The sequence below is a fragment of the Streptomyces sp. NPDC037410 genome (assembly GCF_055602235.1).
Map to the genome: position 1 here is coordinate 113,023 of NZ_JBVJWR010000006.1, position 23,946 is coordinate 136,968.

Sequence of the window (23,946 nt, forward strand, 5' to 3'; positions counted from 1 at the left end):
GTGAGTCGGATCCGGAAAGTGACGCAAAGAGGCACCGCCTGCCCCGACCCTGAACGGCATGGGATCGACAGTGCTCAGCCTGCGCATCGACGGTGAGCTGCTCGACCGGCTCAGGAGTCACGCCGCGAAAAGAGGAATGAGCGTCCAGGACTATGTGGCCCGGACGCTCATTCGCGAGGATTTCGACGAGCGGTTCAAGACCGCCGTCGACGAGACGGAGAAGTTCTACGGCTCACGCGGAGCCGCGACCGACGATCACGTGAGGCCGAGCGCCGGCATCGCGTAGTAGAAGACGAAGACCGCCGACACGACGTACATGGCCACCGGGACCTCACGGCCCCGGCCGGCCGCCAGACGCAGCACGCTGAACGAGATGAAGCCGATGCCGATGCCGTTCGTGATCGAGTACGTGAACGGCATCATCAGCATGGCCAGGAACGCCGGCACCGCGATGGTGTAGTCGGCCCAGTCGATCTCCTTGATCGAACCGGCCAGGATCAGGAAGCCCACCGCGAGCAGCGCGGGGGTCGCCGCCTGCGACGGCACCATGGTCGCGAGCGGCGTGAGGAACAGCGCCACCGAGAACAGCCCGCCGGTCACGACCGAGGCGAGACCCGTACGGGCCCCCTCGCCGACGCCCGCCGTGGACTCCACGAAGCAGGTGGTGGCCGAGGAGGAGGTCGCACCGCCGGAGGCGACGGCCAGGCCGTCGACGAGGAGGACCTTGTTGATGCCGGGGAAGTTGCCGTCCTTGTCGATCAGCTTGGCCTCGTCGCCGACGCCGAGGATCGTGCCCATCGCGTCGAAGAAGCAGGACAGCAGCACGGTGAAGACGAACAGGACGCCGGTGAGGACGCCGACCTTGTCGAAGCCGCCGAAGAGGCTGACCTTGCCGACGAGCCCGAAGTCGGGCGAGGCGACGGGGTTGCCGGGCCACTCGGGGGTGGTGAGGCCCCACGAGGGAACCTTCGCGACCGCGTTGATCACCATGGCCGCGATCGTCATGACGACGATCGAGATCAGGATCGCGCCCGGCACCTTGCGGATGATCAGCGCGAGGGTGAGGAGCGTGCCCAGGATGAAGACGAGGACCGGCCAGCCGGTGAGGTGACCGTCGCCGCCGAGCTGGAGCGGGACGGTGGTGTGCGCGGCGTCGGGGATACGGGAGACGAAGCCCGAGTCGACGAGGCCGATCAGCATGATGAAGAGGCCGATGCCGATCGCGATGCCCTTGCGCAGGCCGACCGGGACGGCGTTCATGACGCGCTCGCGCAGACCGGTGGCGACCAGCAGCATCACCACGATGCCGGCGAGGACGACCATGCCCATGGCGTCCGGCCAGGACATCTTGGGCGCGAGCTGGAGCGCGACGACCGTGTTGACGCCGAGGCCGGCGGCGAGGGCGATCGGCACGTTGCCGATGACACCCATGAGGAGCGTCGTGAACGCCGCCGTGAGGACGGTGGCGGTGACGAGCTGGCCGCTGTCGAGCTGGTGCCCGTACATGTCCTTGGCGCTGCCGAGGATGATCGGGTTCAGCACGATGATGTAGGCCATCGCGAAGAAGGTGGCGAAACCGCCACGGACCTCGCGGGCGACGGTGGAGCCGCGCTCGGAGATCTTGAAGTAGCGGTCGAGGCCGGAGACGGGACCCTGGTCCTGGGGGGTCTCCTGGGGCGTGGCCTTGGCGGTGGCCGTCGAGCTCATGGGGGTTCCTCTTCGGAGGTTCAGAGAAGTCCTTTTTGGCGGTTCATACGAGTGGAACCCGCCAGAGGCAAACCGTTTCAGTATGAACACATGAACGAGCGGGCGTCTATCTCCGCGCGTAGACACAGAAACGGGCGGCCTAAACTGAGCCCATGGCGAAGTGGACACCGAAGCACGAGGCACCCGAGCCCCTCGAAGGGCCGGTCGTCGCCACCATCACCGGCGGAACGATCCTCTGGTTCGTCCTCTTCCTCGCGCAGCTCCCCTTCTACGGCTGGTTCGACGACCGGGGCATCACCTCGTGGATCTGGACCTGCCTGGCCGGCGCGGGCCTCGGCCTGATCGGCATCTGGTACGTACGGAAGCGGGACGCGGCGATCAAGCGACACGCGGCGGCCCAGCAGACGGCCGACGGCGGGGACGCGCAGCCGTAGCCCCTGCGTAAGAGGCCCCCTCTCGGCAGGTGAACGACCGAATCCGGTCGTACCGTCGAAAACATGACTCAGCGGGCGAAGATCGACACGGACGGCGAAGGGACCGGCCCACGGCCCGGACCGGAGACCGACCCACGCACCGGGCCGGCGGAACCGCCCGTCGTCCACCACCCCGCCGGGCTCACCTCCGCCCAGGTCGCCGAACGCGTCGCCCGCGGGGAGGTCAACGACGTCCCCCTGCGCAGCTCCCGCTCGACCACGGACATCGTCCGGGCGAACGTCTTCACCCGCTTCAACGCGATCATCGGCGTGCTCTGGGTGATCATGCTGATCGTCGCGCCGATCCAGGACAGCCTCTTCGGCTTCGTGATCGTCGCCAACACCGGCATCGGCATCGTCCAGGAGCTCCGCGCCAAGAAGACCCTCGACGGGCTCGCCGTCATCGGCGAGGCGAAACCCACCGTCCGGCGGGAGGGCGCGGCCGCCGAGATCTCCACCTCCGAGATCGTCCTGGGCGACCTCATCGAACTCGGCCCGGGCGACAAGGTCGTCGTGGACGGCGAGGTGGCGGAGGCCGACAGCCTGGAGATCGACGAGTCGCTGCTCACGGGCGAGGCCGACCCGGTGGTGAAGAAACCCGGCGACCGGATGATGTCCGGCTCGTTCGTCGTCGCAGGCGGCGGCGCCTTCACCGCCACCAAGGTCGGACGCGAGGCGTACGCGGCGCAGCTCGCCGAGGAGGCGTCCCGCTTCACGCTGGTCCACTCGGAACTGCGTACGGGCATCTCCACCATCCTCAAGTACGTGACGTGGATGATGGTCCCGACCGCGATCGGGCTCGTCATCAGCCAGCTCGTCGTCAAGAACAACGACTTCAAGGAAGCGGTCGCCCGTACGGTCGGCGGCATCGTCCCGATGATCCCGGAGGGCCTCGTCCTCCTCACCTCGGTCGCCTTCGCCGTCGGCGTCATCCGGCTCGGCCGCCGGCAGTGCCTCGTCCAGGAGTTGCCGGCGATCGAGGGCCTGGCCCGGGTCGACGTCGTCTGCCTGGACAAGACGGGCACGCTCACCGAGGGCGGCATGGACGTCACGGCCCTCCACTCCCTCAACGGCAGCGACGAGGGCTACGTCCGCAAAGTACTGGGCGCCCTGGGCGAATCCGACCCGCGCCCGAACGCCTCCCTCCAGGCCATCATCGAGGCCTACCCGGACACGGTGGAGTGGCGCTGCACGGAGAGCCTGCCGTTCTCGTCGGCCCGCAAGTACAGCGGGGCGTCGTTCAGCGAGGGGAACGGCGAGAACTCGACGTGGCTCCTGGGCGCGCCGGACGTCCTCCTCCCCCCGGAGGACCCGACCCTCCCGAAGATCGACCACCTCAACGAACAGGGCCTACGGGTCCTCCTCCTGACCCGTACGACCCACGAACTGGACGACCCCGAACTCACCACCGACACCCACCCCACCGCCCTGATCGTCCTGGAACAACGTCTCCGCCCCGACGCCGCCGACACCCTCGCCTACTTCGCCGACCAGCGGGTCGCCACCAAGGTCATCTCCGGCGACAACGCGGTCGCGGTGGGCGCGGTGGCCGGAAAACTGGACATGCCCGGAGCGGAGAACACGATCGACGCCCGGCAGCTCCCCACCGACCGGGAGGAGATGGCGAAGATACTGGACGAGAACGCGGTCTTCGGCCGGGTCACGCCGCGGCAGAAACGGGAGATGGTGGCGGCGCTGCAGTCCCACGGCCACACGGTCGCGATGACGGGCGACGGCGTGAACGACGTCCTGGCCCTGAAGGACGCGGACATCGGCGTCTCGATGGGCTCGGGCTCGGAGGCGACGAGGGCGGTGGCGCAGATCGTCCTGTTGAACAACAGCTTCGCGAGCCTCCCGTCGGTGGTGGCGGAGGGCCGCCGGGTCATCGGCAACATCACGCGCGTCGCCACGCTCTTCCTCACGAAGACGGTCTACTCGGTCCTCCTGGCGATCCTGGTGGCCGTCTCCCAGGTGGAGTACCCCTTCCTCCCCCGCCACCTGACCCTGCTCTCCACCCTCACGATCGGCGTCCCGGCCTTCTTCCTCGCGCTGGCCCCCAACACGGAACGCGCGAAGCCGAACTTCGTACGCCGGGTGATGCGGTACGCGATCCCCGGCGGCGCCATCGCGGCGGCGGCCACCTTCACGACGTACCTCCTGGCCCGCCACTACTACACGGGCACGGACGCCCTGGGCGCCGAGACGAGCGCGGCCACCCTCACCCTCTTCCTCGTCTCGATGTGGGTCCTGGCGATCATCGCCCGCCCCTACACCTGGTGGCGCCTCACCCTGGTGGCGGCGATGGGAGGAGCCTTCCTCCTGGTCCTGATCGTCCCCTGGCTCCAGAACTTCTTCGCCCTGAAACTGGTGGGCGTGACGATGCCCTGGACAGCGGTAGCCATCGCGGCAGCGGGCTGCCTCCTCCTGGAACTGGCCTGGCGCTGGGTGGACCGAAGGTTCCCGGCGTAGGGGCCCGCCGGGCCCGAAACTCAAGGTCCGTGCTTCGGGCGCTGTTCCAGGGAAGGGGATCGGGCCTGGTCTTCAACCCACCCACCCACCCTGCGACTTGACGCAGAGTGGCTGATTTGCCACGCAGTGTCATACGCCTCTAGCCGCACCAGGAGCCGCGTGGGCCCCAGAATTTCACCCACCTCCCGTCCCGTGAGGCCGCCATCGCCGCGTACATCGACCGGCTCCCCGAGGGCAGCGACATCTCGGTGAAGACGCTGGCCAAGCAGACGCCGTACGGCCAGTGCGCCCTGCGCACCGCCCTCAACCGCATCCAGCGGGCCGGTCATCCGCGGCGCGGACGCGAGTGCCTGGAGGGTCGGTGGATCACCCGAACGTGGTTCACCCGAACGCCACGCGACAGCGCCTGGTGGGCCGCCTTCCAGCAAGGTGACGTGCCGCGCGAGACGAAGCCGACCCGTTCCCGGGCTACATCCTGCTCGCCGCCCTGGGCCGTACGAACTCGGCCCTGTCCTCTCGCACGCCGAGTGCCGCGCGCTCACGCCCCTCGACGAGGACGTGTCGATCCGGGCCCGCGCCGCCCTCGGCACCACCGGCCACGCGCCCCGCCTGCTCGTCGGGGACGGCCTCCGCGGGGGACCCGGGCAGCGGGCCGTACGACCGCATCGTGGCCACCTGCGGTGTCCTGGCCATCCCACCGGCCTGGCTCGCCCAGAGCCGGCCCGGCGGCCAGATCCTGGCCACCGTGTGCGGCTGGATGTACTCTTCCGAACTCGCCCGCCTCACCGTCGGCGAGGACGGTACCGCGCACGGCCGACTCCTCGGCGGCCAGATCTCCTTCATGCCGGCCCGCCCCCATGTCCCGCCACCCTTGGGAGTGCTCCCCGATCTCTCTGGCGATGAGGAGGCCGAGACAGCTCTCGGCCCGGACATCCTGGACGACTGGACCACCCGCTTCGTCGCTCAACTCGCCGCGCCTCGCGCGCAACTCGTTCGCCTCTCCTCCGAGGGAGGTGAGGAGCACCCCTTGCTCATCGACGTCACCACCGGGTCGTGGGCCGCGCTGCACCGCGACGGCGACCGCTGGATCGCCCGCCATGGCGGTCCGGACCGCCTCTGGAACCGGATCGAAGACCACGTTGCCCGCTGGCGCCGGGCCGGGGCACCGGGCCTCGACCGCTTCCGGATCACGGTCGCCCCGGAGGCGCAGACGATCACCTGGCCTGAGGGCGGCAGGTGTGGGTGAGGCTTTGGGGTGGGCCGGGTTGGTGAGTTCTGGAACGTCCACCTGGCACGGGCCTGCTCATCGCAGCCCGCACCGCCCCGTAACGGCACCCTGTGAGAAGGACGGACATGCAGCACGAGTACGAAGCCAAGTTCCTGAACGTCGACGTCACCGCCCTCCGGAACAAGCTGGCAGCCCTGGGCGCCACGCAGGCTTTCCCGCGCACCCTCATGACCCGCAAGATCTTCGAGAACGACGCTCTCGACCGCGGGGCATGGCTCCGACTGCGGGACGAGGGCACCCGCTCCACCCTCACCCTCAAGCAGGTCACCGACTCCACCACCATCGACGGCACCACCGAGATCGAGACCGAGGTCGCCGACCCGCACGCGATGGCCGACATCCTTCGCCGTCTCGGCCTCACCGAGGTCCGCTTCGAGGAGAACTACCGCGAGGAGTGGCGCCTGGGCGAGGTCGCCTTCGACTTCGACACCTGGCCCGACCTTCCCACCTTCATCGAAATCGAAGGCCCGGACGAGGCATCCGTCCGCCAGGCCACGGCCCTGCTCGACCTCGACTACAGCGAGGCCCGGTTCGGGAGCGTCGACGAGATCTACAAGAGCGAGGCGGGCCGCGACATCCTCGCCGAGCGCACGCTTCTCTTCGGGTCGGTCGGGTTCTCGGGGTAGACCGGGTCGGTGGGCTTCTGGTGGGATCGCCCTCTTTCCGAGAGTCGCTCCTTCCGGCGGCGCGTCAAGGGCAAGTCGGCTTCGCCGATGGCCTTCGGCCACCCTTGACCCGCCACCTCCAGGAGCGAAAGACCTCTCGGAGGGCGGTCCGGGGGTGGAGGTCCACGCCGGGGCGCCGGGGGCCCGTCCCGCCGTAGGCGGGGAACACCCCCGTGGGTGGGGGCGAGGCCGGGCATCGGCTGGGCGGGTGTCGGCCGCGCGGCTGGGTGGGTGGGGGCTTGGTTCGTAGCGGGTGTGGGTGGGGCCGATTCTGTCTCGTCGGGGTGCGCTGTCGTTGAATGGGGCGGCCCGGCGGCGCTGAGCGGCTGTCCGTGGTCCTTTGGTGGGGCTTCAGGCCCCGCTGGTCGCTCCCGGTGGTGTGTTTCCTGCAGTAACTCAGGCCGGTTGGGTGATGTGCCCCTTTTGGGGCGTCGGTTGAGGGCTGTTACCGGGAGTAGCGTGCAGTTATTCGCGCCTTACCACCCACCGGCAGTGACCAGCGGGGCCTGAAGTCCGACTACCCGACGGCCGTCGGTCGCTAAGCGCCGCCCGGCCGCCCCATTCAACTGCCGCGCACCCCGACGAGACGGAACCGGACCCACCCACCCGCGCCACAAGCCAAGCCCCCACCCACCGGCCCGTCACCCGCTTCACCCACCCCGGATACTGCCCGGGCCCCCCGCGCGGCCCCGCCCCCGGCCGCCCTCCGAGTGTGAAAAGGCGGGCTCCGCCGCCGGGTCAAGGGTGGGCGCAGCCCATCGCGCAGCGACGCCGGAGGCGCCCTTGACGCGGTGGTGGAGGCCGCCACACTCGGAAAGAGGGCGGCCGCACCCGCACCCTCGTTGCCGGGTCAGTCCTGCAGCGTCTCTTCCAGGCGGTTCAGGACGTGGGGCCAGCCGTGGCCCATGCCCTCGTAGGCCTGGCGGCCCATCGGGGAGTCGAGGTCGAAGCCCGCGTGGGTGAGGACCAGGCGGGTGCCCTCGCCCTCCGGGTGGAGCGTCCAGGTGATGGTGGTGTCGAGCGTGCCCTCGGCGAAGCGGTAGGCGAGCAGTCGCTCTTCGTCCACCGCGGTCACCTCGCAGGGCTGCTGCCCGAAGTTGCCCATGTCGAGGGTGAAGCGGTGCCCCACGACGGGCCTGACGTCGCCGGCCGCCCACCAGCGGGCGTGCAGGTCCGGGTCCGTCAGGGCCTTCCACACCGCCGCCGGTGCGTGGGGCAGGAACTTCTCGCAGGTGATCGTGGAGTTCTCGGTGTTCTCGGTCATCGTTCCGCTTCCTCGTCCAGGAGATCGGCCAGCGCGTCCAGGCGCTGCTTCCAGTAGTGCTCGAACGGATGCAGCCACTCGCTCACCTCGGCCAGCCGGGCCGGTTCGAGGTGGTAGAAGCGGTGCCGTCCGCGCGGCTCCTCGCGTACGAGTCCCGCCGTACGGAGCACCGCCAGGTGCTCGGAGACCGCCGGCCTCCCGAGCTCGAACATCCCGGCCAGCTCGCCCGTGGAGCGAGGGCCTTCCCTCAGCGTTTCGAGCAGTTTGCGGCGTACCGGGTTGGCCAGCACGCCGAAGACGTCGTCGGTCGCCATGCCCCCACGATACGTCGGGAATTTCCGACGCGTCAAAGATTTCCGACGCGTTCCCCCCGATCCATTGGGTGAAATCACTCTCCGTACATTCATTCCCCCCTTCATCCGGGGGAGATGTCACGCAACGCGACCGCTCTCCCGAAGGAACCCCATGCCCCCCATGACCCTCAGATCAGCCGTCAGCCTCCTCTGCGCCCCCGCGCTCGTCGCCGCCGCGCTCACCGTCACCGCCGCGGGGCCCGCCTCCGCGGCCGCCACCTGTTTCGAAGCCGCCGCCACCGTCACCGGCACCGTCGGCACCCCGGGTGACGACGTCATCATCGGCACGTCCGGCAACGACGTCATCGACGGCAAGGGCGGCAACGACCGGATCTGCGGCCTGGGCGGCAACGACTCCATCCACGGCGGGGACGGCGACGACCGCATCTCGGGCGGCACCGGCGACGACCGGGTCTTCGGGGACGCCGGTAACGACGAGATCGTCGGCGACGTGCGCGCGTACACCGGCGACGTCATCGGCTCCACCGGCCGGGACTATCTCGACGGCGGGACCGGCGACGACTTCCTGCTCGGGGACAACGCCGCCATCCAGGGCACCGCCTCCGGCGCCTCCCCCGACGTCCTCGTCGGCGGGGTCGGCGAGGACGTCCTCTACGGGGACGACTACGCCGACCACGCCGACGGCGGCGCCCCGGACCGGATCATCGGCGGCGACGGGGAGGACGTCATCGTCGGGGACTCCGTCGGCTACCTCTCCGCGTCGGGTGCCGGGGACGACGTCCTGCTCGAAGGCCCCGGCACCCTCGGCGACGTCACGGGAGACAGCTTCGCCGGGTTCGGCCCCGCGACCGGGGCCGGCGGCGACGACCTGATCGACCTGGGGACGGACGGCGCGTTCGGCGCCGTCGGCGACCACACGGCCGGCGGCACCGCGGTCGGCTCAGGCAACGACCGGATCATCGGCGGCACCACCGGCGAGATCATCCTCATCGGCGACAACTCCCTCGTCGATCCCACCGGCGCCACCGCCGGCGACGACCTGATCGAAGGCCGCGGCGGCGACGACCGGATCTTCGGCGACAACTCGGACTGGAGCCAGACGCTCGGCACCACCGGCGGCCGGGACGCCCTGCGCGGCGGCGACGGAAACGACTTCCTGCGGGGCGGTCCCGCCGACGACGCCCTCGACGGCCAGGCGGGCGTCGACGACTGCGACGGCGAGGGCGGGACGGACCTCGTGGTCAACTGCGAGGCGCAGTCGGCCGCACGGTCGGCGCGGAAGGCCGCGCCCGTCCGGACCGAGCGGCCCCTCTACCAGCGCCTCCCCCGCACCGCCGTCTAGTCGAACCAGCGGTCCCTGGCCCGTACCGCCCCTTTAGTCGAACCAGCGGTCCCTCGCCAGTTCCGACGTCCTCGACGGGTCCTCCAGGAGTGCCGCCACCTCGAAGCGGCGGGGCCACTGGCCGGACGCCCAGGCGAGGCCCGCCGCCACGCCTTCCAGGGTGGCGGCGTGGACGACGCCGTCCGGGGTGCGGCGCCAGTCGAGTTCCACTCCGCCCGCCTGGAGTTCCTCGTGCTCGATGTACGAGGCGGGCGTCGACGGGCCCAGGAGGGCGTGGACCGCGGACGGGACCTCGTGCTCCTCGCCGACCGTCGTCACCTCCGCCTCCACGGCCTCGCTCAGGCGGCGGACCTGGAAGAGCTCGGCCAGGTCCGCCGCGCGGGTCGGGGAGACCGGGAGGAGGGGCAGGTCGCCGGCCAGCGGAAGCAGGTCGGGGGCGTCCGCCACCAGGGCCTCCGCCGCGTCGACGACGACCAGGCCGCCGTCCACGACCGCGCGCAGTTCGTCGGGGAGCGTCACCTGGTCGGGGTCCAGGTCCGCCAGGGCCGTGTACAGGGCGTGGAGCTGGACGCCCGTCACCTCCCGCGACGGGTCCGCGAGCCGCGTCAGGAGTTCCGCCGCGCCGCCCGGTTCGTCGAGGAGGGCCGCGACCGAGGTGCGGACGCCCAGGGCGCGGAGGACCTGCTCGTCCTCGAAGCCGGTCGCGTCGGCGGAGTCGTACAGGCCGGAGAGCAGCGGGTCCGAGCCCTCCGCGCGCAGGCCCGCCGGGCGGCGGCCGTCGAGGACGGGGTGGTCGCGCAGCCACCAGGCCGTGTACGAGCGGACGGTCTCCGTCGTGCCGTCCGGGAGGAGGACCCGTACGGGCTGGGTCAGGGCGTCCCGGAGGGGTGGCTGGGCAAGGAGCGCGAGGGCCTGCGGCCAGCAGTCGTCGTCGACCAGGTCCAGGTCCCGTACGGCCACGATCTCCGTCGCCACGGGGGGTACGGGGGTCTCCGGGAGGCGGTCGAGGACGTCCTCGCACCACACGTCGACGGCGTCGAGGAGGCCCGCGTCGTCCGGCTCCGGGTAGTCGCCCTCGCGCGGCTCGACCTCGTCCGGGTCGAGGACGAGATCGGTCGCGCGGACCAGCGCGAAGTTCGCCAGCACCCCGCACGCGGCGAGGGGCTGCTCACCCCAGCGGGACGCGATCTCGGAGTCGACGAAGGCGAGTTCGTCCTCGCGCATCACGGACGCGAAGGGGGAGCCGGGGAGGACGAGTTCGCCGGCCGGGGAGAGTTCGCCGTCCTCGTCGGGGAGGGCGAGCGCGCCGAGCCACGGCTCCTCGCCCGGGTCGAGCTCCGCGTCGCGGACCAGCGCGAGGACCGTCTCGGCCAGTTCCTCCGCGTCGAGGGTGTCGGTGTCCTCGTCCCAGATCTCGCCCGCGTCGAGGGAGGCCGCGACCGCCGCCCGCACCTGCGGGGTCGTCAGGACCGCGCGGGGCGTGGCCGGCAGGGCGCCCAGCTTCTCCAGGAGCGGGTGGGCGGCCTCCGGGTGCGCCACCTTCAGGCCGAGCCGGGTCAGCTCGGCGGGGGTGCGGTCCTGCGGGAGGAGGACCTGGCGGGGGCCGATCGTCGTACGGATCCGCTCCTCGTCCGCGTCGGACGCGAGCGGCACCGGGAGGCCCGTCAGACGGTCCGGGTCGACGCCGGCGAGGGAGTCGTAGAGCCGCCACCACCAGGTCGGCGCCCTGTCGACCCCGGCGAGGCGGTCGACGGCCTCGGTGAGGGGGACGCGGCCGATGCCGAGCGTACGGAGTTCGGGGCGCCGCTCCAGGCCGGCCGGGAGGAGGGTCGGGAAGACCTCCGCGAGGACCTCGACGGTCTCCGCGCCCGCGCCCTCCACGACCTCGGCCTCGATCGGGCGGAGCGCCGGCAGTTCCTCGGACGGCGCGGCGGGCGCCAGGAACGCGACCCTCGGCAGCCGGTCCAGGATCGCCTCGCGCAGCGCACCGTCGAGCGGGCCCTTGCCCAGCGGGCCGGGCACGAGGTCGAGGGTCGCGGTCGTCACCGGCTGCCAGTCGGCGAGCAGTTCGGCGTACGCGTCGGCCGCGCGCTGCACCAGGAAGTCGGTGAGGGGTCCGGGCGCGGGGTGCCGCCGGGCGGTGTCGAGCGGGAGGGACGCGATGAGGAGGGCAGGGATGCCGAGCGGCTCGTCGGTGGGGGTGGGGGCGTGCACGACCGGGGTCGTACGGGGGTAGCGCGGGGCGCCCTCGGCGTCCACGGGTACGGCCCAGGTGACCGACCAGTGCGGGCGCAGACGCTCCTCGACCGGGCGGTCCTTGAGGAGTCCGGGCTCGATCGGGCCGCCGTGGGTGACGGTCCGCCAGCGGTGACCGCCCTGGCCGCCGTCGCCTCCGGTCGCCGAGTCGTCGATGCGGACGTAGCCGTCGTCCTCGGAGCGGCGGAGGGTCCGTACCCCTCCTTCGGGTGTCTCGACGACGATCTCGGCGAGACCCGGAAGAGTGAGGAGCAGGGCGTCGTCGACCGAGGCGAGGAGGCGCTCGGTCAGGTCCTCGGCGGCGGCGTCGCGGAGCGGGAGGACGACGACGGTGTCGTAGCCGTCGGGGGCGGTGCCCTCGGCGGGCAGCGGCAGCCGCAGGAGGGGTACGTGGCCGTCGCGGCGGCGCAGTTCGTCGCCGAGGCCCGGGCTGTACCGGGCGGTCTCGGCGGCCAGTTCGCGGGCCTCGGCGAGGGACCAGCGGACGCCGCCGTGCCGGCCGAGGACGGCGGGTTCGTCGGAGACGGCGAGGACGGCGGCGAAGCCGACGCCGAAGCGGCCGACGGCGCCGTGCGCCTGCTCGCGCTTCGCGGAGGCGCGGAGGGTGGACAGCGACTCGGCGCCGGCGGCGTCCAGCGGGGCGCCGGTGTTCGCGGCGGCGAGGACGGCGGGGCCCTCGTGGTCCGCCGGGTGCAGGGTCAGCCGGAGACGGCCGGTGACGGCGGCGCGGTGGGCGGCGTCGGCGGCGTTCTGGGCCAGTTCGACGACGAGGCGGTCGCGGTAGCCGCCGAGCGCCAGGTCCTCCTCGGCGTTCGCGTCCTCCCGGAACCGGGCGGGACTCGCGCCCCAGGCGTCGAGCACGCCCCGCCGCAGCCGGGCGGTGCCGAAGGGATCGGTTCCGTCGGTCGTCGTCCGGACGCTGACGCTCACGTCTGACTCCACTCTGCGGGGCGGTGATGGTGCCGGGGCCCGAAGGTACCGTGCGGGGTGGGGTGGAGGGCGACGGGGCACGTCCGTCCAGGCCGGGCGCGTATCCGCCCCCGCGCCAGCGACCCGTATGGATCACGCCGTTGAAGTCCAGCCACATCTCGCGAAGGGACACCGCTGGGGTCCCTTCGCGACGCTCCGGCAACGCGGACGCGCGATGACCGGGATATCGGCGATCACCTGATGGAGGAACTGTCCGACGGCACCTTTCGAGAACACGGCCCCTGGCTCACCGAGGGTGAGACGAAGCGGCTGCGCCGGCTGGAGAAGGCCAGGGAGCGGAGGCGCCGGGCCCGCAAGCCCGGCGAGAGGGACTCTCGTCGCCTGACGCGCACGTATGACCAGATCGCCCAGCTCCGTGCGACAGCCAAGCGCCGAGCGGTCGACTGGCAGCACAAGACCACCACCGACATCGCCGAGACCTTCTCACGCATCGGGGTGGAAGACCTGACCATCACCAACATGGTCAAGTCCGCCAGAGGGACCGTGGAAGCCCCCGGGAGGAATGTCCGCCAGAAGGCCGGACTGAACCGGGCGATCGCCGGCGAGGCGTGGGGCCGGACGGTGACCATGCTGGAGTACAAAGACCGCCGACCGCGGTGGCATCGTGGTCAGGGTTCCCGCTCCCAACACCTCAAGGCGCTGCTCCTCCTGCGGCCGCATCACCCCCGGCAACCGGGAGACCCAGGCCCGCTTCGTGTGCAAGAACCCCGACTGCGGGTTCGAGGACAACGCGGACACCAACGCGGGGCGCAACATCGATCACGCCGCCGGGCAGGCGGTGTCAGGACGTGGAGACCTCGGGGACACCCGGTCTGCGAAGCGTCAACCACCCCTCAGGCCGCACGCGGCCTGAGAAGGGACTCCGCCCCGCGCACGGGGCGGAGGATGTCAAGAGTGGCCCAGGTCCTCCGAGGCCGCGTCCGGCTCCGTCGTGGAGCCCGAGTCCTTAGCCGGGCGGAGGGGGAAGACGTCCGCCGCCATGGAGTCGAGGACCGGCGCCGCGGGCCGCGGCGGCTTCGGCATGACCGCAGCCTCCGAGTGGCCCCCGCACCCGTACGCGAGCGACACGACCCGGCCGTCCGCCGGCGAGAACTCGTTGGCGCAGATGCCGAACGCCTGCTTCAGGGAGCCCGCCAGCGGCACCAGGAACGCGCAGGACTCGCAGGAGGCCGGTGCCGCCTGCGCCATCGGCGTCTTCGCGCCGAACGCCTCGTCCCACCGGTCCGCCGCCACGTGCAGGCCGTAGCGGGAGAGGACCCTCGCCCGGCGCATGCCGAGCTCCTCCGCGACCGCCGCGATCGCTCCCCGCGACGGGGTACGCGAGGTCAGCTCGGCGTCCTCCTCGTCGAGGTGCTCCACCATCTCCTCCGAGACGGCGGAGTTCGGCGGCGGCGCGTCCTCGCCCGAGTAGCCGGGCTCCAGGCGCAGGTCGTCCTGCTCCGTGGGGAGCAGGTCCCCGGGACCCATGTCCCCGGGCCGCAGCCGCTCGCTCCACGGCACCCACTCCGGAGCCATGAGCGCGTCGGTGCCCGGCAGCAGGACGGTTTCGTCAAGCGTGACGTTCTTGGCGCGGGAGGCGCGGGTGAGGGTCACCGCCCAGCGCCAGCCCCGGTAGCCGGGCTCCTTGGATTCGAAGTAGTGCGTGACGACGCGGTCGCCCTCCGCGACCACCTCGACGTGTGCGCCGACGATGCCGGGCGCGGCCGCCTCCTCGGCGGCCTCCCGCGCGAGGTCTACGGCCTCGGCGCACAGGCGGTCGGGGGTACGCGTGGCTCGCGGGGTACGCGGGGTACCGCTTCGCGTCGTCGCAGCACTCACAGGTCTCGCTTCTCTCCTACGCCGTCTCACGGGTGCGTCGGCCGAGGGGCGGGAGCGAAGCCACGGGTGACGGGCGGAGCGGACCAGAGGGCCGCATCGACGTCCGCACCCGACTTGTCTCGCGCGTCTCGGGCACACCTAACGCCATCCATTCTGCGGGATGCCGAAGAGGCGCGCGGCCGAGAGCTTCCGCCGGTGACGCGCTACGCACGCTACCCCGTTCGCGGGCCTCCGCCCACCTGCCCGTCCCAAGTGGCCCGTATCCCGGACGCCCGGCACGCGCGAACCGGGGCCGAAGCGCCCCGCCCCGACCCGTGCGCGCCGCGTGAAGGGGCCTGCTCTGATCCCGTACGCGCCGCGCGAAAAGGCCCGCCCCGACGCCGTACGCGCCGCGCGAAGAGACCCGCCCTGATCCCGTACGCGCCGCGCGAAAGAGACCCGCCCGACCCCGTACGCGCCGCGCGAAGTGCCCCGGGGTGGAGCCGTGCGCGCGAGGGCTCGTTCCGGTCCTCCGTCGTGCCCCGGTTCGTCCGGGGCGCCCGTGGGGCACTATGACGGAGTGGCAGCCGCACGGTCCCCCGTACGATCACACGATCCCGCCGGGCCGCTCCGCCGAGCGGGCCGGAAGGTCGGGCGTGCCTTGCACCTGCCGTTCACCGGGACCGCTAAGGGGATCCGGAAGGCGACGCACGCGCACGGCGCGGGCGAGTCGGGGCTCGGGAAGCTGATCGAGCTCCACGCCGTGAACGGCGCGGGCGACGTCATGATCACCGTCGCCCTCGCCTCCACCGTCTTCTTCTCGGTGCCGACCGACCAGGCCCGGGGCCGCGTCGCGCTCTACCTGGCCGTCACGATGGCCCCCTTCACGCTCCTCGCCCCCGTGATCGGCCCGCTCCTGGACCGGATCCCGCACGGGCGGCGCGCGGCGATGGCGGGCGCGATGCTGACCCGGGCCGTCCTCGCGATCATGATGTCGGGGGCGGTCGCGACCGGCGGGCTTGAGCTCTATCCCGCCGCGCTCGGCGTCCTCGTGGCCTCCAAGGCGTACGGGGTGGTCCGCAGCGCCGTCGTGCCCCGCCTCCTCCCACCGAACTTCTCCCTCGTGAAGGCGAACTCCCGGGTCACCCTCGCCGGGCTGCTCGCCACCGGCATCGCCGCGCCCATCGGGGCGGGGCTCCAGCTGGTCGGGCCGGGCTGGCCGCTGTACGGCGCGTGCGCGCTGTTCCTGCTCGGCACGTTCTGGGCGCTGCGGCTGCCGCACAAGGTGGACTCCGCGAAGGGTGAGCGGCGGGCGCACCTGCTGACCCACGGCGAGAAGAAGCCGAGCCTGCGGACCGTGGGCCCGTCGGTGCTGCACGGGCTCCAGGCGAACGCCTCGCAGCGCATGCTGTCGGGTTTCCTGATCTTCTTCCTGGCGTTCCTGCTGCGCGAGCACCCGCTGTCCGGGCAGAGCGCCGCCGTCTCCCTGGGGATCGTGGGCGTGGCGGCCGGTACGGGGAACGCCTGCGGTACGGCCGCCGGCTCGCTCCTGCGCGACCGGGGCCACGGGCCCGAGGTGATCATCGCCACGATGATCAGCGCCGTGCTCGGTACGGCCATCTGCGCGGCGATCTTCTTCGGCGGCCTCATGGTCGCCGTCCTCGTCGCCGTCGCCGGGCTCACCCAGGCCCTGTCGAAGCTGTCCCTGGACGCGCTGATCCAGCGGGACGTGCCGGAGCTGGTGCGGACCTCGGCGTTCGCCCGCTCCGAGACGGCGCTCCAGATGGCCTGGGTGGTGGGCGGCGGGATCGGCATCGCCCTGCCCCTGAACGGCACCCTCGGGATGGCCGTCGCCGCCGGGATCCTCGCCGTGGGCGCCCTCCTCGCCGTCCGGGGGCTCCTCTCGGCCGCCCGCAGCCGCCCGGGCCCGAAGGGGCGTCCCAAGGCGAAGGTGGCCTGATCTCCGCCTGAGCCGGCCTCCGCGTGAGCTGATCTCCGCCCGATCCCGGATCCGGAGGGCCGGACGGACCCGGACAGTCCGTACGAAGTGGTACGCCGTGGCGGCACGCCGTACCCCCGCGTGGCGCGGACGCGACGGCCCGATAGCCTTCGGCTCATGACCGTTGCGTTCTTCTCCGGCTCGCGCCGCCGGGCCGCCGTCGCCCTCGGGGCCGTCTCCGCCGGGCTCCTCGTACTCTCCGCCTGCGACAAGCCGACTCCGCTCGCGACCCTGACGGTCGGGACCGAATCGGTCCACGCCGAGGCCGCCTGCTACAACGACGGCGACGCCATCAAGGAGTCGCAGATCCAGCAGTGCCTCAACAAGAAGGCCGAGACGTCCATCACGGTCTCCACGGACGACAAGATCCGCTTCGGGGTGGACCCGAAGATCGCGGACAACGGCTGGACCATCTTCCTCGGCGGCCAGCAGGCCGAGCCCGAGCCGTACAAGAAGACGTACCGGACCATCCCGGCCAGCGCCTTCTTCTCCAGCCAGTCCGGCGAGTCCACCGACAAGACCCAGGTGACCATCGTCGAGAACACCGGCAAGAAGCTGACCGGCATCTGGCACTTCCAGCTGAAGAAGGACACGGACTCCTGATCCGCCGGTGGTCCACCGGATCCTGATCGTGACGGCCGTGGCGGCGGAGGCGGACTCCGTCTCCGCCGGACTCGGCTCCCCCGAGCCGCTCCCGCTGCCGGGGGGTCTCGTCCTGCGCCGTCACGACCACGTCGACGTCCTCGTCGGCGGGGTCGGCCCCGCGGCCGTCGCCGCCGCGACGGGGACGGCCCTCGCGTGCGAGGCCCTGGCCGGGAGCGGCTACGGCCTCGTCGTCTCCGCCGGGATCGCCGGCGGGTTCCAGCCCGCGGCACCGGTGGGGTCCGTCGTCGTGTCCTCGGCGATCGTCGCCGCCGACCTCGGCGCCGAGACCCCGGACGGGTACCTCACCGTCGAGGACCTCGGCTTCGGCCGCTCGGTCCACACCGTGCCCGAGGAGCTGACCGGGCGGATCACCGCCGCGCTGGACGCGGGGAGCCGGGACACCGGGAGCCGGGACACCTGGGGCCGGGACACCTGGGGCCGGGACGACACCGCCCCGGACTCCGCCGCCCCGGACGCCACCCGCCGGCCCGCCGCGGCCCCGGCGTACGCCCTCGCGCCCGTTCTCACCGTCTCCACCGTCACCGGGACCGCCCGTCGCGCCGCCGAGCTCGCGGAGCGCCACCCGGCGGCCGCCGCCGAGGCGATGGAGGGCTTCGGCGTCGCCGAGGCCGCCGCCGCGCACGGCGTGCCCGTCGTCGAGATCCGGGCCGTGTCGAACGCCGTCGGCCCCCGCGACCGCGCCGCCTGGCGCATCGGCGAGGCCCTGGGCGCCCTCCGGCACACCTTCGAGCTGCTCAGCCGTACCGTCTTCGTGGAGGCGCACGCGTGAAACTCAAGATCGCCTACTCGCCCTGCCCGAACGACACCTTCGTCTTCGACGCCTGGACGCACGGCCGGGTCCCGGGCGCGCCCCGGCTCGACGTGACCTTCGCCGACATCGACGTCACCAACGGCTGGGCCGAGAGCGGCACCGACACCCACGACGTCCTGAAGGTCTCGTACGCCGTCCTGCCGTGGATCCTCGACGATTACGCCCTGCTGCCCTGCGGCGGCGCCCTCGGCCGGGGCTGCGGCCCGCTCGTGCTCACGCGCGGCGCGGACGTGGACCTGCGGGGCAAGACCGTCGCCGTGCCGAGCGAGCGCTCGACCGCGTACCTGCTGTTCCGGCTGTGGGCGGCCGAGAAGGTGCCCGGCGGGGTCGGCGAGGTCGTCGTGATGCCGTTCCACGAGATCATGCCCGCCGTCCGGGACGGGAAGGTCGACGCGGGGCTCGTCATCCACGAGGCCCGCTTCACGTACAAGAACTACGGGCTGCACTGCCTCGCCGACATGGGCGAGCACTGGGAGACCACGACCGGCCTCCCGATCCCGCTGGGCGCGATCGTCGCCCGCCGCTCGCTGGGCGCCGAGACGCTCGAACTGCTCGCCGAGTCCGCCCGCGCCTCGGTGCGGATGGCCTGGGACGACCCTGCGGCCTCGCGGCCGTACGTCATGGAGCACGCCCAGGAGATGGATCCGAAGGTGGCCGACCAGCACATCGGTCTCTACGTCAACGAGTTCACGGCCGACCTCGGCGAGCACGGCTACGCGGCGGTCCGCGGGCTGCTCACGCGCGCCGCGGCCGAGGGACTCGTACCGCCCCTCGGCCCGGACGCGCTGGCGTTCCCGTAACGGGAGGCCGGACGGAGTCCGGCAGCCGCCCGAAGCCTGCGCAGCAGTGCGAGGGCGGCCGAAAGGGCTAGACGTCGAGCTGGTCGGCGACCGCGCGCAGCAGGCCGGCGATCTTCTTCCCGGCCGCCTTCTCCGGGTAGCGGCCGCGCTCCAGCATCGGCGTGATGTTCTCCAGGAGCGTCGTCAGGTCCTGCACGATGGACGCCAGTTCGTCGGGCTTACGGCGCTGCGCCGCGGCGACGGACGGGGTCGGGTCGAGGATCGTGACGGACAGCGCCTGGTCGCCGCGCTGACCGGCGACGACTCCGAACTCCACCCGCTGTCCCGGCTTCAGTGCGTCGACTCCGGCAGGGAGCACCGACGAGTGGACGAAGACGTCGCCGCCGTCGTCGCGGGAGAGAAAGCCGAAGCCCTTCTCGCTGTTGAACCATTTGACCTTGCCAGTCGGCAAAGCACACTCTCCCTCTGTCGGTCCCGGACACTCCTGGGCGCCCGTAGAAATGCCCTGGATCACCTTACTGGGGCTGTCCCCAGGGACCGACAGCCTTAATCGCGCCGCCAAATGAAGGAAGCCCCTACCAGCAGGGCAGAGGCCCAGTGGGGCGCACGGGGTGACTTGCGCGAAACCCCCACACCCTGAGGGCGGGTCGCGGGGGTATCGACCTGTCTGGGAGATCAGAGATTCTTACGCCACTCGGCATCCGGAGACCTCAGGCGCTTTACCCGGATGCGCGCCAGGAGACGGATAGCGGTCTCGTCTTCCCTTACCTGGTGGACGTGCTCGCGGTGGGCGTAGACGTCCCTTCCCGGGCCGCTGTTCCCCGGCTCATGCCAGAGGAACACAGCGTCGGCTTCCTCGGTGATCACGCCCTCACAGCCACGGCAGAAGTAGAGGGTCTGTCTCATACCTGATCTCCGAGGTTCACGTAATGGTCGGTGAGCGCCATGACCGACCGCGCGAGCCTCTGAGTGTGTCTGAGAGCCCACCGGGAAGCAGCGGGCACGGGACGAGTCCTGAGCCAGCGTGAGGCGTCCTCGACGCCCACCAGGGCGCAGATACGAGGCAGGTCTCCCTTCGGGTGCCTGTCGGCTGCTGCGGCCACCTCGGGGAGAAGCAGCATCAGCATCCCCCGGAGAGCCTGAGTCAGGCTGTCCAGCTCTTCCAGGGGCAGACTCTCCGCCCCCTCCCCGAGCGCTCTCAGGGCCGTCCCTCGCATCGTCTGCACATCGAGCGGAAGCGTCTGCTCCGGGACCTGTTCCGCTGCGCCGTGCGCGGTAGCGTTCACGTGTCGACTCCTTGCAGTCGGCCAAGCTCCGGGGCCGTTCGCGCGGTCGCCGGAGCGCTGACCTCTCATGCAATCGACTGAGCGTGAGTGCCGACAGGGACACAACGTCCTAGTTCTGATCGCTTAGCCGACGACCCCCAGGAACTCGGCCAACGCCCGCAACCCCGGGGGATGGTTCGGGAGCGACCAGAGGTCACGGACGATCGCCACGGCCAGTGTGTGGTGCTGCATCCATGTCGGTGCCACCTTGCGCAGGGACTCCAGAGTCTTGACCGCCCCAGCAGCATCTCCGATGTCCGTATGGGCACGCGCCACGTCCAGGAGTAGCCACGTCCGCCAGGACGGCGGAGTGTCCTTCCTCAGCCTCACTCCCTTGGCCAGCGCCAACGCGTCGTGCGGGTGGCCGTACTGGACGGCGAGACGTACGCGCTCGATACGGACCGACGACGGGCTGAACACGCTCACCATGCGGCTGTCACCGCCCTCAGGGAGCTTGGAGACGCGTGCGGCTTCCTTCTCCGCTCGTTCCATGAGGTCCGCCGCGCGGTCATAGTCACCGCTCCTGGCTGCCGAGGTAGCGGCGCTCATCGTCAGCCCGCCCCAGACCTTGAGTCCGTCCGCCGTCTCAGTGAGCCCCGCGTTCTTCATGTCCTCAGCAGCACGCAGAGCGATGGTCAGAGCGTCTTCCAGCCGTCCCTGCCGCTGGTACGTCCACGCAGTGGAGTTCACCAGCATAGGGAGCAGCAGAGGGTTCGAAGAGTGGGCGGCAGCGTCTATCGCCCGTTCGAGGCTGATCAGCGCCAGGTCTGTCTTCCCCATGCGAACGGCGACGTGTCCGGCAAGCTGTAGCGCTTTGCCCAAGGCTGCGAATCCTTCCCCCCGCTCGTCCTGGTCGGCAGAGGCCGTGGCCGAGTGAGCATCCGTGATCAGTGCGGGCAGCGCATCCATCACAGAGTCGAACTCGGCCCCGTGATAGCGGGTCCAGCCCTCTGCGATCTGCTCGCGGAGCGCGTCCGGGGAAAAGCCAGAGGCCGGCGGTCGGGGCTCAGGTCCCCAGAGCGCGGGCATGATCGCGCGCCGCATCGCTACGAACTTGGGGCCGTCGTTCTCTCCCTTGGACGACACCGCAGGAGGGTCCCCCAGGAGCGTCGTCAGTTCCACCCCGAGCCCGTTCGCCAGGGCGTGAAGCGTGGGAAGGCGCGCCGAGTGCTTACGCCTCTGCTCAAGCTGCCGGATCACGTCCACGGACACGCTGGAACGCTCCGACAGCTCTTCCTGCGTCAGCCCGGCCAGACGGCGCAGGCGACGCAGGGTCTTGCCCAGGTCTTCGGTCGTCACGCCGACACCGTACGTCGCCGCCTCTTCCGAGTATCAGGCTTCGAGGCCTGATACGTCACGCGGGCCTTGGCTTCCCGACACGGACGAGCCGAAAGACGTGGCCGAATGCGTAGTCACCCCTGTGGCCGTGAGCACCCCGGCTCGTAAGAACCAGGGCGCCCACACCTCGTCGCGCTCCCGACTGCCCCCTACGACGGGACGGTCACGGGGCGCATCTCCCGCCATTCGGCTAGGCCGGTGGCAGGACGGGCATGGTGACGAATACCCACGCCGAGCGTGCGCGGTCGCGCACGTTGACCCCGGCGACGACATCGGCAGGGCCAGCGAGCCCGCACCGACGACAACGGAAATCATCCCGAGTGGGGCGGTTGGCCCGCTCGGTGTGCCCGCAGCGCGGACAGCGCTGCGAGGTATAGGCCGCATCCACCTCAAGAAACGGCACCCCGGCCCTGCGGGCCTTGTAGGCAAGGTGCTGTCCAAGCTGGTGGAACGGCCACGAGGAGAAAGTGGCCCGCTGGTCGCGGCGAAGCCGTACCCGGTCCCGTATGCCGTCGAGCTCTTCGACGGCGATCCCGCGACCCGTGCGTTGCGCGACGGACACGATCTCCTTGCTGATCCGATGGTTCACCTGCGTGGCATGGCGGTGCTCCCTCTTCACCCGCCGGGCAAGACGGCGAGTGGCCGAGCGGGTGCCCTTGGCCTGAAGTTCCGCGCGTTTACGTACCTGCCAGCGCCGATAACGACCGAGACGCCGCCCCTGGTGATTGTCGCCGTCGCTGGTGGTAGCCAGGTTGACGATGCCCCGGTCCACCCCGATCCAGTCGACCGGCTCGTAACGGGCAGGCTCAGAGACGTCGCACGTAGCGATCAGGAACCACTTCCGGCCTCGCTGGATCAGATCGCTCTCCCCCTTGCGGTGAGCCACCAGCATCTTGGCTTGATCAGGCGAACAGGCGAACCGAACCCCCTTCAGCCGCCCGTCCACCGTCCAGATCGACACTGTGCGCGCGTCGTACTGCCACGATAGGCAACGGTCATCGAACGGCTGAGCCGCCTCGGGCCGGAACACGACCGGCGACCCGACAGCCGAGCGGTACCGCTTCGAGGAGGGCGGGCCCAGATTCCCGGCCCGCAGATTCGCCTTCAGAGCGGCATAGGCGTCGACGACCTTCTTCACCACCCGCACCGCCGGCTGCGCCGACAACCCGAACGTCGCCTTCACATCCGCATACACCTCCTTCTGGAGGCCGTTGCGATTGTTCAGTTTCCTGGCGTAGGCGACGTTCGAGGCATGCGTGGCGGCCTGGTCGCAGGCGTGCAGGGTCTTCTCCAGTGCCGACGTCTGCTCAGACGTCGGCAGCAGTTTGACCTGTACCACCAGCTTCACAACCTCGGACGGTAGGCAACTGCTCACACGCTCGGACGAAATTCACACAAGGTCACCCGACCTTGCGACCGTGCCGCACATATGTACGCATTCTCACGCGCCAGTACCATCACACTCATGCCCATCCCCGCAGATGCGCACCGACCGACTTGGAGGCTTTCCGTGACCAGCTCTGTAAGAGCGTCTGACGACAACGCTCCGGGCGACGGCCTCGTCCGTGCCGGTGCGATTGTCTTCATCGTCGGCGCGGTCGCGACGCTGGTCACCGTGGCCCCGCTGTTCCTCGGGACGGACCCGTTCCCCACCGTCGCGTACCTCGTGTCGATGCTGATGGGCGTCGGCTTCCTGGTCGCCGCCGCCGGGCTGCTGACGTCGGTCGCGTCCCAGCGGCGGCAGGCCCGAAAGGCTTCGGCCACGGCCGCTCAGCCGCGGTAGCCCTCCCACCAGGCACGGAAGTCCGTCAGGTCCGCCAGGACCACGTCCGCGCCGGCCGCACGCAGCTCCTCGGTGGGGCAGGGGCCGGTCGCGACGGCCACCGAGAACGCGCCCGCCGCGGCGGCGCCCCGGACGTCGCCGACGTGGTCGCCGACGTACACGCCTGCGCCGTGCGCGCGCAGGGCCTCCGCCTTGCCCTCGGCCCACAGGCCGCCGGCGACGGCGTCGGGCTTCATGCCGAGGTGGTCGAGGTGCAGCTCGGCGTGCGGGCCGTTCTTGGCGGTGACGACGATCGTGCGGCCGCCGGCCTCGCGCACGGCCTCGATCGCGTCCAGGGCGCCCGGCATCGGGAGGGTGGGTTCGATGGCGTACGAGGGGTAGAGCGCCCGGTAGCGGGCGGTCATCTCGGTGACGTGCTCCGCCGGGAACCAGTGCGCCATCTCCTGCTCCAGGGGCGGCCCGAGGCGGCTGACGACGAGGTCGGCGTCGATCGGGACGCCGACCTCGGCGGAGAAGGCGACGAAGGCCGCCTTGATGCCGGGGCGGGTGTCGAGCAGGGTCAGGTCGAGGTCGAAACCGACGGTGAGCCGGTCCGTGGGCGGCGGTGTGGTCGTCATGGACCCATTGTCGGGGCCGTGGGTGCACAGGTGTTCGCCCAG

Annotated in this window: 24 protein-coding genes; 12 read left to right on the forward strand and 12 right to left on the reverse strand. The window is 71.3% G+C overall.

The window, feature by feature from the left end:
- The first annotated feature begins 58 nt into the window (after positions 1-58).
- A complete protein-coding gene (locus ACZ7HT_RS11920) occupies positions 59-286 on the forward strand; it encodes a ribbon-helix-helix protein, CopG family (RefSeq protein WP_116159561.1) in 228 nt (75 codons plus the stop codon).
- Here ACZ7HT_RS11920 and ACZ7HT_RS11925 read toward each other — a convergent pair.
- Positions 256-1,707 (reverse strand): NCS2 family permease, encoded by a 1,452-nt coding sequence (locus tag ACZ7HT_RS11925; protein ID WP_471163396.1) that lies wholly within the window; start codon positions 1,705-1,707, stop codon positions 256-258. The two genes, ACZ7HT_RS11920 and ACZ7HT_RS11925, sit on opposite strands and share 31 nt — an antisense overlap.
- Before the next feature lie 152 nt (positions 1,708-1,859).
- Here ACZ7HT_RS11925 and ACZ7HT_RS11930 point away from each other — a divergent pair, with 152 nt between their 5' ends.
- Positions 1,860-2,141 (forward strand): DUF2530 domain-containing protein, encoded by a 282-nt coding sequence (locus tag ACZ7HT_RS11930; protein WP_471163399.1) that lies wholly within the window; start codon positions 1,860-1,862, stop codon positions 2,139-2,141.
- A 63-nt stretch (positions 2,142-2,204) separates the two neighbouring features.
- Positions 2,205-4,649 carry an HAD-IC family P-type ATPase gene (locus ACZ7HT_RS11935; RefSeq protein WP_471163401.1) on the forward strand — a complete coding sequence of 815 codons (2,445 nt, stop codon included), beginning with the start codon at positions 2,205-2,207 and terminating at the stop codon, positions 4,647-4,649.
- 468 nt (positions 4,650-5,117) lie between these two features.
- On the opposite strand, the gene ACZ7HT_RS11940 is transcribed toward ACZ7HT_RS11935, so the two are convergent.
- On the reverse strand, positions 5,118-5,324 hold the full coding sequence (locus ACZ7HT_RS11940; RefSeq protein ID WP_471163404.1) for a hypothetical protein: 207 nt from the start codon (positions 5,322-5,324) through the stop codon (positions 5,118-5,120).
- On the opposite strand from ACZ7HT_RS11940, the gene ACZ7HT_RS11945 reads away from it, so the two are divergent.
- Positions 5,317-5,895, forward strand: a complete 579-nt coding sequence (locus ACZ7HT_RS11945) for a methyltransferase domain-containing protein (RefSeq protein ID WP_471163407.1) — start codon at positions 5,317-5,319, stop codon at positions 5,893-5,895. The two genes, ACZ7HT_RS11940 and ACZ7HT_RS11945, sit on opposite strands and share 8 nt — an antisense overlap.
- Before the next feature lie 107 nt (positions 5,896-6,002).
- Positions 6,003-6,563, forward strand: a complete 561-nt coding sequence (locus ACZ7HT_RS11950) for a class IV adenylate cyclase (protein ID WP_471163410.1) — start codon at positions 6,003-6,005, stop codon at positions 6,561-6,563.
- An 889-nt stretch (positions 6,564-7,452) separates the two neighbouring features.
- On the opposite strand, the gene ACZ7HT_RS11955 is transcribed toward ACZ7HT_RS11950, so the two are convergent.
- Together ACZ7HT_RS11955 and ACZ7HT_RS11960 are read right to left on the reverse strand one after the other, a co-directional pair.
- On the reverse strand, positions 7,453-7,866 hold the full coding sequence (locus ACZ7HT_RS11955) for an SRPBCC family protein (protein WP_471163412.1): 414 nt from the start codon (positions 7,864-7,866) through the stop codon (positions 7,453-7,455).
- On the reverse strand, positions 7,863-8,180 hold the full coding sequence (locus ACZ7HT_RS11960; RefSeq protein ID WP_471163416.1) for an ArsR/SmtB family transcription factor: 318 nt from the start codon (positions 8,178-8,180) through the stop codon (positions 7,863-7,865). Before ACZ7HT_RS11960 ends, ACZ7HT_RS11955 begins: the two co-directional genes overlap by 4 nt.
- A gap of 160 nt (positions 8,181-8,340) precedes the next feature.
- On the opposite strand from ACZ7HT_RS11960, the gene ACZ7HT_RS11965 reads away from it, so the two are divergent.
- Positions 8,341-9,522: a calcium-binding protein gene (locus ACZ7HT_RS11965; RefSeq protein ID WP_471163419.1), complete on the forward strand. Its 1,182-nt coding sequence runs from the start codon at positions 8,341-8,343 to the stop codon at positions 9,520-9,522.
- A 33-nt stretch (positions 9,523-9,555) separates the two neighbouring features.
- Here ACZ7HT_RS11965 and ACZ7HT_RS11970 read toward each other — a convergent pair whose 3' ends face one another.
- Positions 9,556-12,720: a sacsin N-terminal ATP-binding-like domain-containing protein gene (locus ACZ7HT_RS11970; protein WP_471163421.1), complete on the reverse strand. Its 3,165-nt coding sequence runs from the start codon at positions 12,718-12,720 to the stop codon at positions 9,556-9,558.
- Between the two features lie 652 nt (positions 12,721-13,372).
- Between ACZ7HT_RS11970 and ACZ7HT_RS11975 the strand changes: the two genes are divergently transcribed.
- The gene (locus ACZ7HT_RS11975) at positions 13,373-13,621 is read left to right on the forward strand and encodes a zinc ribbon domain-containing protein (protein ID WP_471163424.1); all 249 of its coding nucleotides are present in this window, start codon (positions 13,373-13,375) and stop codon (positions 13,619-13,621) included.
- 35 nt (positions 13,622-13,656) lie between these two features.
- Here ACZ7HT_RS11975 and ACZ7HT_RS11980 read toward each other — a convergent pair whose 3' ends face one another.
- The gene (locus ACZ7HT_RS11980) at positions 13,657-14,586 is read right to left on the reverse strand and encodes a DUF3027 domain-containing protein (protein ID WP_471163426.1); all 930 of its coding nucleotides are present in this window, start codon (positions 14,584-14,586) and stop codon (positions 13,657-13,659) included.
- A gap of 541 nt (positions 14,587-15,127) precedes the next feature.
- Between ACZ7HT_RS11980 and ACZ7HT_RS11985 the strand changes: the two genes are divergently transcribed.
- From ACZ7HT_RS11985 to ACZ7HT_RS12000, 4 genes are all read left to right on the forward strand, one after another.
- The gene (locus ACZ7HT_RS11985; protein ID WP_471163429.1) at positions 15,128-16,525 is read left to right on the forward strand and encodes an MFS transporter; all 1,398 of its coding nucleotides are present in this window, start codon (positions 15,128-15,130) and stop codon (positions 16,523-16,525) included.
- 156 nt (positions 16,526-16,681) lie between these two features.
- A complete protein-coding gene (locus ACZ7HT_RS11990; protein ID WP_471163432.1) occupies positions 16,682-17,167 on the forward strand; it encodes a DUF2771 domain-containing protein in 486 nt (161 codons plus the stop codon).
- A 7-nt stretch (positions 17,168-17,174) separates the two neighbouring features.
- Complete coding sequence (locus tag ACZ7HT_RS11995) at positions 17,175-17,999, forward strand: futalosine hydrolase (RefSeq protein WP_471163434.1); 825 nt, start codon at positions 17,175-17,177, stop codon at positions 17,997-17,999.
- Complete coding sequence (locus ACZ7HT_RS12000) at positions 17,996-18,841, forward strand: 1,4-dihydroxy-6-naphthoate synthase (RefSeq protein WP_471163437.1); 846 nt, start codon at positions 17,996-17,998, stop codon at positions 18,839-18,841. Before ACZ7HT_RS11995 ends, ACZ7HT_RS12000 begins: the two co-directional genes overlap by 4 nt.
- A 67-nt stretch (positions 18,842-18,908) precedes the next feature.
- Here the strand turns inward: ACZ7HT_RS12000 and ACZ7HT_RS12005 are convergent, their stop codons facing one another.
- From ACZ7HT_RS12005 to ACZ7HT_RS12025, 5 genes are all read right to left on the reverse strand, one after another.
- Entirely contained in the window at positions 18,909-19,292 is a 384-nt protein-coding gene (locus ACZ7HT_RS12005; RefSeq protein WP_030694234.1) for a cold-shock protein, read from the reverse strand.
- A gap of 224 nt (positions 19,293-19,516) precedes the next feature.
- Positions 19,517-19,747 (reverse strand): hypothetical protein, encoded by a 231-nt coding sequence (locus ACZ7HT_RS12010; protein WP_471163441.1) that lies wholly within the window; start codon positions 19,745-19,747, stop codon positions 19,517-19,519.
- A complete protein-coding gene (locus ACZ7HT_RS12015) occupies positions 19,744-20,127 on the reverse strand; it encodes a DUF6415 family natural product biosynthesis protein (RefSeq protein ID WP_471163444.1) in 384 nt (127 codons plus the stop codon). The genes ACZ7HT_RS12010 and ACZ7HT_RS12015 overlap by 4 nt, the downstream gene beginning before the upstream one ends.
- A gap of 123 nt (positions 20,128-20,250) precedes the next feature.
- On the reverse strand, positions 20,251-21,465 hold the full coding sequence (locus ACZ7HT_RS12020; RefSeq protein ID WP_471163446.1) for a helix-turn-helix domain-containing protein: 1,215 nt from the start codon (positions 21,463-21,465) through the stop codon (positions 20,251-20,253).
- A gap of 229 nt (positions 21,466-21,694) precedes the next feature.
- The gene (locus ACZ7HT_RS12025) at positions 21,695-22,852 is read right to left on the reverse strand and encodes an RNA-guided endonuclease InsQ/TnpB family protein (protein ID WP_471163448.1); all 1,158 of its coding nucleotides are present in this window, start codon (positions 22,850-22,852) and stop codon (positions 21,695-21,697) included.
- A 162-nt stretch (positions 22,853-23,014) separates the two neighbouring features.
- Here ACZ7HT_RS12025 and ACZ7HT_RS12030 point away from each other — a divergent pair, with 162 nt between their 5' ends.
- A complete protein-coding gene (locus ACZ7HT_RS12030; protein ID WP_471163450.1) occupies positions 23,015-23,287 on the forward strand; it encodes a hypothetical protein in 273 nt (90 codons plus the stop codon).
- Here the strand turns inward: ACZ7HT_RS12030 and ACZ7HT_RS12035 are convergent.
- Entirely contained in the window at positions 23,275-23,904 is a 630-nt protein-coding gene (locus ACZ7HT_RS12035) for an HAD family hydrolase (protein ID WP_471163455.1), read from the reverse strand. The genes ACZ7HT_RS12030 and ACZ7HT_RS12035 overlap by 13 nt on opposite strands.
- Positions 23,905-23,946 lie beyond the last annotated feature (42 nt).

What these genes read in the sequence shown, in the direction of transcription:
- ACZ7HT_RS11920 (WP_116159561.1), top strand. Translation starts at nt 59, where the DNA reads ATGGGATCGACAGTGCTCAGCCTGCGCATCGACGGTGAGCTGCTCGAC.
- ACZ7HT_RS12035 (WP_471163455.1), bottom strand. Translation starts at nt 23,904, where the DNA reads ATGACGACCACACCGCCGCCCACGGACCGGCTCACCGTCGGTTTCGAC.
- ACZ7HT_RS11965 (WP_471163419.1), top strand. Translation starts at nt 8,341, where the DNA reads ATGACCCTCAGATCAGCCGTCAGCCTCCTCTGCGCCCCCGCGCTCGTC.
- ACZ7HT_RS11990 (WP_471163432.1), top strand. Translation starts at nt 16,682, where the DNA reads ATGACCGTTGCGTTCTTCTCCGGCTCGCGCCGCCGGGCCGCCGTCGCC.
- ACZ7HT_RS11925 (WP_471163396.1), bottom strand. Translation starts at nt 1,707, where the DNA reads ATGAGCTCGACGGCCACCGCCAAGGCCACGCCCCAGGAGACCCCCCAG.
- ACZ7HT_RS11960 (WP_471163416.1), bottom strand. Translation starts at nt 8,180, where the DNA reads ATGGCGACCGACGACGTCTTCGGCGTGCTGGCCAACCCGGTACGCCGC.
- ACZ7HT_RS11950 (WP_471163410.1), top strand. Translation starts at nt 6,003, where the DNA reads ATGCAGCACGAGTACGAAGCCAAGTTCCTGAACGTCGACGTCACCGCC.
- ACZ7HT_RS12010 (WP_471163441.1), bottom strand. Translation starts at nt 19,747, where the DNA reads ATGAGACAGACCCTCTACTTCTGCCGTGGCTGTGAGGGCGTGATCACC.
- ACZ7HT_RS11930 (WP_471163399.1), top strand. Translation starts at nt 1,860, where the DNA reads ATGGCGAAGTGGACACCGAAGCACGAGGCACCCGAGCCCCTCGAAGGG.
- ACZ7HT_RS11955 (WP_471163412.1), bottom strand. Translation starts at nt 7,866, where the DNA reads ATGACCGAGAACACCGAGAACTCCACGATCACCTGCGAGAAGTTCCTG.
- ACZ7HT_RS11935 (WP_471163401.1), top strand. Translation starts at nt 2,205, where the DNA reads ATGACTCAGCGGGCGAAGATCGACACGGACGGCGAAGGGACCGGCCCA.